We start from the raw sequence: 11,524 nt of genomic DNA on the forward strand, positions 1-11,524 counted from the left end.
TCTCTCCCTGCGCTCAGCGACCGGCCCGGCGGCGCTGCTTGATGGCGGCACGGACCTCACGCTCGTCCTCGGCGTGCCGCCGGGCGGCGGCGGCCTTGCGCAGGCCGTACCCGAACGAGGCGACCTTGACCAGCGGGTTGGCGGCGGCGGCCGAGACGACGGTGACCAGGTTGGCGATGTTGGCCGAGACGTTCTGCGCGTGCTCGGTCATGGTGTCGACCTTGGCGAGCTGGATGTTGACGCCGTCCAAAGAGACCTGGACCTGGCCCAGCGCGGTGTTCACGTTGTCCACCGTGGTGGTCACGTTGGTGAGCAGCGGGCCGGTGCGGTCCACGACGTCATTGATGGCCCGCGTGGCGGCGTCCACCGTGCGCCCCAGCTTGAGAATCGGCACTGCGAGCACCAGCACGAGCATCAGGAAGGCGCCCGCCGCGATCAGTCCTGCGATTTCTCCGGGGTTCATGTAGCGCGTCTCCTCTTCGGGTGGTCACGGCTTGGGCGGGACGACTAGCAGACCCTACCCTCCGTGACCACCGCGCGCGTCACGACGCCTGGGGTGTCGGCTCCAAGAGAGGATCGTCGGTCGGCAGCACCGGGTCCGGAGTCACACCGACCGGCCCCGGCGCCTCGTCCGTCTGCCCGCGCAGGTCCTCGATCGTGTTCTGGACCTTGATGCTGACCGTCGACCCGACACACTCCCCGGGTGCGGTCTGCCCCTCGACGGCGCCCGCGCTGCCCGCCTCCGGGACGGCCTCGAGCACCTGGTTCACCGCGCAGCCCGGCAGGCTGACGTAGAGGTCCAGAGTGAACTCGTCACGCCGCCAGCAGCTGTGCGCGCCCTCGCCCTCGTTGACCGGCGCCTTCGGGCAGCCGGCCACCTTCCACTCCCGCCAGCCGGCCTTGGTCAGCGCGGTCGTGTAGGCCGTCGCGGTGTCCTGAAGGGGCCGTTCGGACTGCGCGATCCGCTCCCGGAACCGGCACTCCAGGATGCACCAGTGGCTGCCGCTGCTCTGGTCCACCGCATCGGTGCCGGCCCAGGCCGGCACCTCCAGCGAGTCCAGCGACGCGAAGACCGGGTCGCTGGCCGCCGCCCGGATCGCGAAGAACCCGGGGAGCACCAGCAGCACCAGGCCGACCAGCGACATCAGCGCGGCGAGGCGCAGCCTCGGCTGAGCCCGAAACCTCCGGCGCAGATCGCCGAGCGGACCGCCACCCGCACTCTCGGCATCATCGGCGCCGGCCTCGACGGAAGACTTCGGCTGTACGGCCGGAGCGTCGCGCCCACCATCGGCCGGGCCCGCCGCCGGAGCGACAGCCGTCCGTGAAGGTGCGGCGGCACCGAGCGCCCGCGAAGGTCCGCCGCCGAGGGCGCCCACCGCCGCCGAGCCCACCGAAGCGGCCCCGACCGACGCTGCACCCACCGACGCTGCACCCACCGATGCCGAACCCACTGACGCGGAGCCCACCGACGCTGCGCCCACCGAGGCAGCGCCGACGGAAGCTGCACCGACCGATGCTGATCCGACCGACGCGGCACCGACAGAAGCAGCACCGACGGAAGCGGCACCCACCGAGGCAGCGCCGGCTGACGCGCGGCCGGGCCCACCGCGTGCCGGACCCGCGTCCGGGCCCGCCGGAGCGCGCTTCGGGACTGCCGCGCCGGCTCGTGCCGAGCCGAGCGGTCCGGTGCCGCCCGGGCCGGGCCCACCACGTCCGGGCTCACCACGTCCGGGCTCACCACGTCCGCGCCCGCCCTGGCCAGGTCCGCCCTGGCCGGGGGCGGCGGGGCTGCCGGGTGCGATCCCCGGCGCCGCGCCCATCGCGGCCGGTCCGGCCTCGGGACCGGAGGGACCCCGTCCGGGTCCACCCGCACGTCCCTTGCCCCGGCCGGGAGCACCTCCGCGGGCACGCCCGGGGGCGCCCGTAGCCGGGTCGCTGTCGGGTCCGGTGACGGCACGGCCGGGCATGGCCGCGCCGGCACGGGCCGGGCCCGGCTCGCGACGGCCGACCGGCTCACCCGCGCGGCCGACCGGTTCACCCGGACGGCCGGCGGCCGGGAAACCGCCCGAACCGGTGTCCTCGCCGTAGGGGTCGCCGGCGTCCTGGCGGACGCCACGACGACCGGGCCCGGGTTGTCCGGGCACCGCCGCACCGGGGCCACGGTCACCGGAAGGCGGCGGCACAGCGGCGCCACGCTCGCCCGGCTGCGGCGACACACCCCCGCGCTCGCCGGGAAGCGGCGGCACGCCCCCACGCTCGCCCGGCTGCGGCGGCACGCCGCCACGCGGCCCGCGGGCACCGGGGCGCTGGATCACGCCGGAAGTACTGTCGGCCATCGCTCCGGCACGGCCCGGCACGGCCGGCGTGCGAGCGCCTTCCCGGCCGGGGACCACCGGCGGAACGACCGCCGCGGAAGCACGGATCGGGCGCCCGTCACCGGGCCCGGTCCGGCGTGGACCGGGCACACCGGCCGGTCCGCCCTGCTGTGAAGGTCCGGCCTGCTGGGGTCCGCCGGGTGGCGGGGTCGGGCCGCCGGCCTCGGGGTCCTGCGGCTCGGCCGCACGGCGGCGTCCCCGCGGCTCGTTCCCCGGTGGGACGGCGCCGGTGTCGGGCCGGCCACGGCCGTACGCGCCGGTGTCGGACCCGGGACGGTCCGGACCCCGCGGGGCGGCACCCGAACCCGGACGGACGACGCTGTGCGATCCGGTGTCCGAGCCGGGCCGCACGAGCCGGTGCGAACCGGTCTCCGGCCCCGACTGGGCCGTGTCCGGGCGCACGAGCCGGCGCGAGCCGGTGTCCGGACCGCGCTGGGCCGGGTCGACGAGCCGGTGCGAGCCGGTGTCGGATCCGCGCCGGGTCGTGTCCGGGCCGACGAGCCGGTGCGAACCGGTGTCCGGCCCCGGCCGCCCGCGACCCGGCGCTCCGGCGCCGGAACCGGGACGCACCACGCCGTAGGCGCCGCTGTCGCCGCCCGCTCGCCCGCCGTCCGGGCTTCCGTGCCGGCCGGTGCGCTCACCGGGAACCGGCGGCACCGCGGGCCCGGCCCGGTGGCCGGCGTCGGCCTCGGGCGCCAGGCGGCCGTGCCGTCCGGTGGGGCTGTCGATGTCGTCGGCGCGAGCCCGGCGGGCACGGCGGCCCGGCCGCTCGTCGCCCTCGCCCGGCACCGGCGGAAGCGCACCGGACTGATGCACCGCGTCGTGCCCGGGGATCGGCCCCGACTGGTGCACCTGGTCGTAACCGGGCATCGGCCCCGACTGATGCCCGGGGTCGTGGCCCGGAATCGGCCCGGACTGATGCACCTGGTCATAGCCCGGAATCGGCCCCGACGGGGACGTCTGGTCATAACCGGGAGCGGCACCGCGCTGACGCGTCTGGTCATAGCCGGGGATCGGGCCGGACGGGTGGGGCTGGTCGAAGCCGGGCCGGCCCGGCGAGGTCGGCTCTGCCGGGCGGAACCGTTCCCTGGCCGGCGGTCCACCGGCCGGCGACGTCGGGCGCACCCCCGGGGAGGTGGGCCGGACAGCGGGTGAGATCGGCCGGACCCCGGGCACCGCGCCGCGAGGCGGCGGGCCCTGGCGGCCCGCACCCGGGATCTCGGGGGCGTTGCCGGAGAGCGGTACGCCGGGCGGCATCCCCGCCGGGCTCTGCCCGCCGTAGACCGGCCCCGGCTCGGCGTCGAGCTGCCGCCGTCCGTGACCCGGCTCCGCGGGCCCGGCCGGACGGCCTGCCTGCGGCGGCGGCCCACTGCGGCGCATGCCGGGCGGTAACTGCCCGGAGACCTGTCCAGGCCCTCGGCCCGGCCCAGGAGGCATCTGACCGGCCGGCATCTGACCGGCCGGCATCTGGCCGGCCGGAACCTGGCCAGGCGGAACCTGACCGGGGGGAACCTGGCCGGGCGGCATTTGACCGGGGGGAACCTGGCCGGGCGGCATTTGACCGGGCTTTTGAGCGGGCCGCACCTGCCCGGTCCCTTGACCGGGCACCGGACCGGTGGGCACCGGACCAGCCGGGGCCGGCACACCCGGACCCGCCGGCATCTGCCGCGGCATCTGACCGGGCGCCGGGCGCTGCCCGGGCGCCGCACCCTGAAGTCCTCGCGGAATAGGCCCGGACTGACCGCCGACGCCACCGGGCACACCAGCCGGCCCGGCCCCGGGTGCACCCGGCCGCTGCCCCGGAGAGACGGGCGCCACCGGACCGGGCGGCATCGGACCCGGCGCCGGCATCCCCCGCGACGCCTGCCCCGGGCCGGGCCGCTGGCCCGGGTGTCCCGGCTGACCCGGCTGACCCGGCTGCGCGGGAGCCGACGGGATGCCCCGGCGAGGCTGATCCGGCCGCCCACCGGCCGGCATCTCGCCCGACCCGCCCTGCCACGCCGGCATCTCGCCCGACCTGCCCTGCCACGCCGGCGGCGCGTCCGCACCGAAATGTCCCGGCAGCACGAGATCGTCGTCCTCGTCCGGGGTGTCGTCCGGGCCCGGCGCGCGGCGGCCGGACTTGCTGATGCGAGCCTCACCCGGCGCGGCGCCGGGACCGATGGCGGAACGCTCCTGCTTGGCGCTGCGGAGGTCGTCGAGCCAGCCGGTCTCCTCCTGCGGGATCTCCACGGGTTCAGCCGGCGGCTCCGGACGGCCACGCCCGAAGCGACGACCCTTCTTACCGGAGTCGTCGTCGGGCCGATCGGCACCCCGCGCTTTCACGGCTGTTCCTTCCCGGCACTCTCGCCGCTGTCGTCTTGCCGCTTCAGGTCACTGTCGACGGACGCCACACCGTCTGGTACGTCTCCCGGACCGTCAGCGCTCATTCCGGGGTCCGATTTCGCCGGCGGCATCGGGCCCGCCGAAGATCGTGACGCATCCTCGGCCCGGGCACCACCCGCCGAAGCGGTAACCGACCTGGTCACGCCTGGAGTTACGGCCGGGCCACGGACGATCCGGCGCAACCGCGGCACCCGCTCACCCACGGCACGCTCGGCGCCGTGGTCGGACGGCCGATAGTAGTCCGTCCCGGCGAGATCGTCGGGGGCGTACTGCTGGCGCACGACACCGCGCGGATCGTCGTGCGGATAGCGGTAGCCACGGCCGTGGCCGAGGCCACGCGAGCCGGGGTAGTGCGCGTCACGCAGGTGCGCCGGGACGGGGCCACCGCGACCGGCCTTGACGTCGGCCATCGCGGCGCCGAGCGCGGTGGTCACGCTGTTCGACTTGGGGGCGGTGGCCAGGTGGACGACCGCCTGGGCCAGGTTGAGGCCGGCCTCGGGCAGGCCGACGTTCTGCACCGCCTGGGCAGCCGCGGAGGCGACCAGCAGCGCCTGCGGGTCGGCCATGCCGACGTCCTCGCTGGCGAAGATGACCAGGCGCCGGGCGATGAACCGCGGGTCCTCGCCGGCGACCAGCATCCGGGCCAGGTAGTGCAGCGCCGCGTCCGGGTCGCTGCCCCGCATGCTCTTGATGAACGCGCTGGTCACGTCGTAGTGGGCGTCGCCGTCCCGGTCGTACCGCACGGCGGCCACGTCGACCGCGCGCTCAGCGGTGGCCAGATCGATCTCGGTGGCGTCCTGTGCCAGGGCGGATGACGCGGCGGCTTCGAGGGCGGTCAGCGCTTTGCGGACGTCGCCGGACGCCAGGCGTACCAGATGGTCCTCGGCTTCGGAGGAAAGCGTGACGGCACCGCCCAGCCCGCGCCCGTCGGTGATCGCCCGCCGGATCAACCGGCGCACGTCGTCCTCCTCCAGGGCCTGGAGGGTGAGCAGCACGCAGCGGGAAAGGAGCGGCGAGATGACCGAGAAGTACGGGTTTTCGGTGGTCGCGGCCAGCAGTGTGACCGTGCGGTCCTCGACCGCGGCGAGCAGCGAGTCCTGCTGGGTCTTGCTGAAGCGGTGCACCTCGTCGATGAACAGGACGGTGGGCGGCCCGCCGTAACGGCGTTCGCGGCGCGCGGTGTCGATCACCGCCCGCACGTCCTTCACGCCGGCGGTCAGCGCGGACATGGCCACGAACTTGCGATCAGTGGCGTGCGCCACCAGATGCGCGATGGTGGTCTTGCCCGTGCCCGGCGGCCCCCACAGGATGACCGACATCGGACTGGAGCCGGTGACGAGCTGGCGCAGCGGCGCGCCCGGCGCGAGCAGGTGCTGCTGGCCGACGAGCTCGTCGATGCTGCTCGGGCGCATCCGGACGGGCAGCGGGGCGTCGGCGGCGGGCGCCGCGAAACCAGCGGTGTCGGCGCCGGCCGGCGCCGGTGGCGATCCGCCCGGCGACGCGAGAGTGAAGAGCCCGTCCGTGTCCATCGCAATCGACAGTACCGGGGCGGCGGGGGCGATCCGAAACGCAGCTGGAAGCGCTCCCGCCTGCAATCGGACGGGCACAGAGCGTGCCCGTCCGATGACTGCCGCAGGTCAGCCGCGGCCCGGGCGACGGCCGTAGAAACGACGGCCGCTGGAGCCGTTGCCGGCGCGCGGGCCGCTGCCCACACCGGCCAGGTAGAGGGAGAGCAGGAGCAGGCCGAGCGAGGCCATGGTGGGGAAGTTGAACAGGTCGGGGGCACCGAACTGGGTGTCGAGCAGGTCGGCCAGGAGCCAGATACCGAAGACGACGGCGGCGGCGATGGCGAGCATTATTTCCTCCGGGGGGAGTCAGAGAGCCAGTGACTCGCTGGTACCCGATCGGGAGTGCTCCCGAAACTCGGTTCGGCGCCCGATGAGATAGAGAGGCGCCGCTAGAGCGAGCACGACGGCGCCCGCCACGATCGCCGCCGGGGTGCCGGGGCCGGCAGCCACCGCGGTCAGCACGATCGCGCCGACCGAGAAGCCGGGCTGGCCGACCATCGAGTTGAGTGAGATCAGACTCGCCCGGTACTCCCCTTCGGCCTGCCGGTGCAGGATGCCGGCGTGCACCGGGTTGGCCGCGCCGTGCACGGCGTAACAGAGCAGGAACGCGGTGATCACCCCGATCGGCCCGGCGAACAGGCCCATCGCCACGATGGTGAGCGCGTGCACGATCTTCAGCGTGAAGCTCGCCCAGGCCGGGCCGAGCCGCCTCGCGAGCAGCGGCACCAGCGCCGCACCGGCCGCCGAGGCCGCCCACGCCACCGAGTTCACCGGGCCGAGCAGGGCGCCGGCCGCGCCCGGATCGGCCATCACCTCGCTCAGCCGCACCGGCATCAACTTCTCGAACGTCACCATCCCGACGCTCCAGAAGAACTCCACCGCGATCAGCGCCGCCACCACCCGGGACCGGCGGACCAGCCGCAGCGCGCCACCGATCGACGCCGGCACCCCGCGCACCGAGGCGGCGAAACCGGACAGGCCGCGAGCCGGGCGGGTCTCCGGCATCAGCAGCGCGACGGCCACGGTGCCGGCCAGGCTCACGATCAGGGCCACCAGCACGGGTACGGTCAACGCGCTCACCGGACCGAGCGGACCGAGCCAGACCAGCCCCCCGCTGATCAGGGCACCGCCGGAGATGGCCAGCCCGAGCACCACCTCGCTGCGGCTCAACCCGCCCTCGATGTCAGCCCCCGGATCGATGGCCAGCGACTGGTCGACGAACCAGGCCTCCAGCGGCCCGCTGTCCAGCGCCCGGTAGACGCCCTGCAGCAGGTAGATCAGCGCGAACAGCGCCACCGAGTCGGCCGTCAGCCAGAGGCCCAGCGACGCCAGGTTGACCACCCCGGCGGCGAGCATCATCGGACGGCGGCCGAGCGCGTCGGCGAGGCCGCCGGTGGGCAGCTCGAGCAGCAGCACGGTGAAGCCCTGCACAGCGGCGACCGCGCCGACCTGGGCGATGGTCAGTCCCCGCTCGAGCGGGATCAGCATCATCACCGGGATCATCAGACCGACCGGGAACCAGCGCAGCCCGCGCAGCACGAGGAAGCGGCGGCGGACCTGAGCGGCGGTCACAGTTCCTCCCCGGCGATCGGCAGGGCGGCCAGATAGAGCGCGACCTGCCGGGTGTCCGGGCGCGGGTCGACGCGGGCGGCCCGCTCGTGCCGCGCCACCACCTCCTCGATCTCGCGCATCAGCTCGTCGACCTCCTCGGCGTCGAGGTGAACGAGATAGTCGGAGATCCCGCCGCTGTCCTGCCACTTCTCGGGCTCACCGGACCGGCCGCGGCGCCATCGCTCGGACAGCTCCACGAACCGGTGAACCTGAAACTCCTCGAGCCACTCGGCGGCGGCCGCGGCGTCGGGGTCGTCCGCGTAGTTGCTGCGGCGCCAACTGGACAGGTCGTGGACGGCCCGCCACCAGCGCTGGCGGCCGGTGCCCGGCTGGTCGTCCTCGGTGACGAGGCCGGCCTCGGCGAGTTGGCGCAGGTGGTAGCTGGTGGCGCCGGTGTTGGTGTCGAGGACGGCGGCCAGGCGGGTGGCGGTGGAGGGGCCGTCACGCCGCAGCAGGCCGAGGAGCCGGACGCGCAGCGGGTGGGCAAGCACCTGGATCTGGCGTCCGCTCAGATGCACCTGGTTCAACTCGTCGGCCACCCATGCACAATATCTATGCACAAATGCTGTGCACAAGTTTTATGCATGCCAGAAGCGGCGCACGGCCGGAGGCGGCGTCATGTCCCACTCCGGGCCACGATCCTGCGCCCGATCGAGCAATCGCGCGGTCACCGTCATCAGCTCGTCCGGATGCCCGACATGGGTCAACGCCGCATAGCGCCCGGCCGGCAGCTCGTCGATGAAGTCCGGCGCCGCGACCTCGATCGGCTCGAACATCGGGATACCCGCTTCGACGACCGGCTCGGCGAGCATGTCGATCACGCGGTAGCGGAAGAACGGGGCGCCGGCGATCGGGGCGCCGCGGTCGGCGAGACCGGCGAACATGCTGGGCAGGTGGTCGGGGTGGGCGCGGTGGTCAGCGGGTCGAAGCCGCCGCGGGTCTTCGGGAAGGCGATGACCTCGCGGATGGACTCGTTGCCGCTGAGCAGCATGCAGGTGCGGTCCCAGCCGATGGCGATGCCGGCGTGCGGCGGCGGGCCGTACTTGAAGGCCTCCAGCAGGAAGCCGAACTTGTCCTCGGCCTCCTCCGGCGTGATGCCGAGCAGCGAGAAGACCCGGCTCTGCACGTCGGCCCGGTGGATACGGACGGAGCCGCCGCCGATCTCGTTGCCGTTGCAGACGATGTCGTACGCGTAGGCGAGCGCCTCGCCGGGCGCCTCCTCGAAGCGGTCGATCCATTCGTCGTTCGGCGAGGTGAAGGGGTGGTGGACAGCGGTCCAGCCGCCGTCGTCCGTCTTCTCGAACATCGGGGCGTCGACCACCCAGCAGAACGTCCAGGCGCTCTCGTCGATCAGGTTGGCCCGCTTGGCGATCTCGATACGGGCCGCGCCCAGCAGTTCCTGGGCCTCGCGCCGCTCGGTTGCGGCGGCGAAGAAGATGGCGTCGCCCGGCTTGGCGCCGACCGCGTCGGCCAGGCCGTTCAGGTGCTCCGCGGAAAGGTTCTTCGCGACGGGGCCGCGGGCCTCGCCGGTCGCCTCGTCGAGGACCACGTAGGCGAGGCCGCGCGCGCCGCGGGCCTTCGCCCAGTCCTGCCAGCCGTCGAGTTCCTTGCGGGACTGCGAGGCGCCGCCCGGCATCACCACGGCGCCGACGTAGCCGCCCGCGTCGATGGCGCCCGCGAAGACGCGGAACGAGGTGCCGCGCAGGTAGTCGGTCAGCTCGACCAGCTCGACGCCGTAGCGCAGGTCGGGCTTGTCGGTGCCGTACCTGTTCATCGCGTCGGCGTAGGTGATCCGCGGGATCGGCAGCGGCACCCGGTAGTCGGCGAGTTCGCTCCAGAGCCTGCTGACCAGTTCCTCGCCGAGCGCGATGATGTCGTCCTGGGTGACGAACGACATCTCGATGTCGAGCTGGGTGAACTCCGGCTGCCGGTCGGCGCGGAAGTCCTCGTCCCGGTAGCAGCGGGCGATCTGGTAGTACCGCTCCATGCCGGCAACCATCAGCAGCTGCTTGAACAGCTGCGGGGACTGGGGAAGCGCGTACCACGTGCCGGGCTGGAGGCGGACCGGGACCAGGAAGTCGCGGGCGCCCTCGGGCGTGGACCGGGTCAGCGTCGGCGTCTCGATCTCGTTGAAGTCGCGGGCGTGCAGCACCTCGCGGGCGATCTGGTTGGCGCGGCTGCGCAGGCGCAGCGCCTTCGCCGGGCCGGAGCGACGCAGGTCCAGGTAGCGGTACTTCAGGCGCAGGTCGTCGGAGGCGGTGATCGAGTCGTCGACCGGCAGCGGCAGCGGGGCCGCCTCGGAGAGCACGGTCAGCTCGCTGGCGACCACCTCGATCTCGCCGGTGGCGAGTTCCGGGTTCTCGTTGCCGGCCGGGCGGGCGTTGACCTCGCCGACGACCTTCACGCAGAACTCGTTGCGCAGCGCGTGCGCGTCCTCCTCGCGGAACACCACCTGGACGACGCCGGAGGCGTCCCGCAGGTCGACGAAGATGACACCGCCGTGGTCGCGCCGGCGGGCGACCCACCCGGCGAGCGTCACCGTCGTGCCGGCGTCGCTCGCGCGAAGGATGCCGGCGTCATGGGTACGGATCACGGAAATGTCTCCTAACAGGGTTCGCGGGGCGCACCCGACATTCTGTCAGGCACGCCCCGCGCCGCGCGCCACGGGCCGGTCAACGCGGGACCCGCCACGAGGTGGCACGCAGGCCGGCGGTGCCGGTGCCGCCGACGTCGGTGATCTCCACGAGGACGAGTTCGGCCGGTTCGCCGGCGGTGAGCACGCACAGCGCCGTGCCTTTGCGGACCTCGAGGTCGGCGCCCGGCCCGAGCGGGCTGGTCCGGATTGCCCGCAGGCAGCCCGCGGCATCGAGGTCGGCGCCGGACGGCTGGCTGCCGGCCCGGGCCCCGGCGCCCAGGCTCAGCCGGGCCGGCTCGTCACCGCACCGGCTGTCGTACCGCAGGTCGGCGTGCTGCTCCTGGGCGTCCGCCCGCGGTTCGTCGAGGTCGAGGAAGAGCACGGCGGAGCAGCCCACCTGCACCCGCAGCGGCTCCTTGGCGTAGGAGACCGGGTATTCCTCCGGCTCCGGGGCCCGGGGCGGCGCCGCGGAGGGCGCGACCGCGGGCGGCCGGGCCTGCGCGGCCCGCGCCGTCTCCGTCGCCCGCCAGGCGAAGAACCCGGCAGCCGTGGCGACGATCAGCGCGAGCAGGCTGAGCAGCACGGCCAGGGCGGGCCCGGCGCGGCGCTCGCGCTTCGGCGCCGGCTCGCCGGGGGTTCGCGCCTCGGCGGCTCGCAGGGGCTCGGTGGGTCCTTCCGGGACCGGGAACGGCGGCTCGGGCCGGCGCTGCTGGGGCGGCGTCCACCGCTCGGCCGGCGCCGCCGGTGGGGGTGACGCAGGGGGATAGACGCTGCCCTGGTGCGGCTGCGCGGGTGCGGGCGGATGGCCGGGCGCGTTCGCCGGCGGGCCGGGCCGGCTCTCCGGGTAGTTGCCGGCGTTCTCGGCCGGTCGGTTGGCGGTCGGTTCGTTGGCGGCAGCGCGGAAAACGGGCATGGCGGACTCCGGCGGCGCAGGGGGAAGAAAACGCTTG

Annotated in this window: 9 protein-coding genes; all 9 read right to left on the bottom strand. The window is 74.5% G+C overall.

Features of this window, described 5'->3' with window-relative positions; translation table 11 throughout:
* Positions 1–13: 13 nt before the first annotated feature.
* The gene (locus tag AC0NH5_RS15245; RefSeq protein WP_474404019.1) at positions 14–463 is read right to left on the bottom strand and encodes a DUF948 domain-containing protein; all 450 of its coding nucleotides are present in this window, start codon (positions 461–463) and stop codon (positions 14–16) included.
* Positions 464–542: 79 nt separating this feature from the next.
* Positions 543–3,755: a hypothetical protein gene (locus tag AC0NH5_RS15250; protein WP_474404021.1), complete on the bottom strand. Its 3,213-nt coding sequence runs from the start codon at positions 3,753–3,755 to the stop codon at positions 543–545.
* A gap of 941 nt (positions 3,756–4,696) precedes the next feature.
* Complete coding sequence (locus AC0NH5_RS15255) at positions 4,697–6,289, bottom strand: replication-associated recombination protein A (RefSeq protein WP_474404023.1); 1,593 nt, start codon at positions 6,287–6,289, stop codon at positions 4,697–4,699.
* Between the two features lie 108 nt (positions 6,290–6,397).
* Positions 6,398–6,616 (bottom strand): hypothetical protein, encoded by a 219-nt coding sequence (locus AC0NH5_RS15260; protein ID WP_474404025.1) that lies wholly within the window; start codon positions 6,614–6,616, stop codon positions 6,398–6,400.
* Between the two features lie 18 nt (positions 6,617–6,634).
* A complete protein-coding gene (locus AC0NH5_RS15265; protein ID WP_474404027.1) occupies positions 6,635–7,900 on the bottom strand; it encodes an MFS transporter in 1,266 nt (421 codons plus the stop codon).
* Entirely contained in the window at positions 7,897–8,478 is a 582-nt protein-coding gene (locus AC0NH5_RS15270; RefSeq protein ID WP_474404029.1) for a helix-turn-helix domain-containing protein, read from the bottom strand. The genes AC0NH5_RS15265 and AC0NH5_RS15270 overlap by 4 nt, the downstream gene beginning before the upstream one ends.
* 39 nt (positions 8,479–8,517) lie before the next feature.
* Complete coding sequence (locus AC0NH5_RS15275; RefSeq protein WP_474404031.1) at positions 8,518–8,760, bottom strand: GyrI-like domain-containing protein; 243 nt, start codon at positions 8,758–8,760, stop codon at positions 8,518–8,520.
* On the bottom strand, positions 8,757–10,532 hold the full coding sequence (aspS, locus tag AC0NH5_RS15280; protein ID WP_474404034.1) for an aspartate--tRNA ligase: 1,776 nt from the start codon (positions 10,530–10,532) through the stop codon (positions 8,757–8,759). The genes AC0NH5_RS15275 and aspS overlap by 4 nt, the downstream gene beginning before the upstream one ends.
* A gap of 79 nt (positions 10,533–10,611) precedes the next feature.
* Positions 10,612–11,487: a hypothetical protein gene (locus AC0NH5_RS15285; protein WP_474404036.1), complete on the bottom strand. Its 876-nt coding sequence runs from the start codon at positions 11,485–11,487 to the stop codon at positions 10,612–10,614.
* Positions 11,488–11,524 lie beyond the last annotated feature (37 nt).

The sequence above is a fragment of the Actinoplanes sp. 13 genome (assembly GCF_056134165.1).

Coding starts and splice junctions, on each gene's coding strand:
- AC0NH5_RS15260 (WP_474404025.1), bottom strand. CDS start 6,616: ATGCTCGCCATCGCCGCCGCCGTCGTCTTCGGTATCTGGCTCCTGGCC.
- AC0NH5_RS15255 (WP_474404023.1), bottom strand. CDS start 6,289: ATGGACACGGACGGGCTCTTCACTCTCGCGTCGCCGGGCGGATCGCCA.
- AC0NH5_RS15285 (WP_474404036.1), bottom strand. CDS start 11,487: ATGCCCGTTTTCCGCGCTGCCGCCAACGAACCGACCGCCAACCGACCG.
- AC0NH5_RS15250 (WP_474404021.1), bottom strand. CDS start 3,755: ATGCGCCGCAGTGGGCCGCCGCCGCAGGCAGGCCGTCCGGCCGGGCCC.
- AC0NH5_RS15245 (WP_474404019.1), bottom strand. CDS start 463: ATGAACCCCGGAGAAATCGCAGGACTGATCGCGGCGGGCGCCTTCCTG.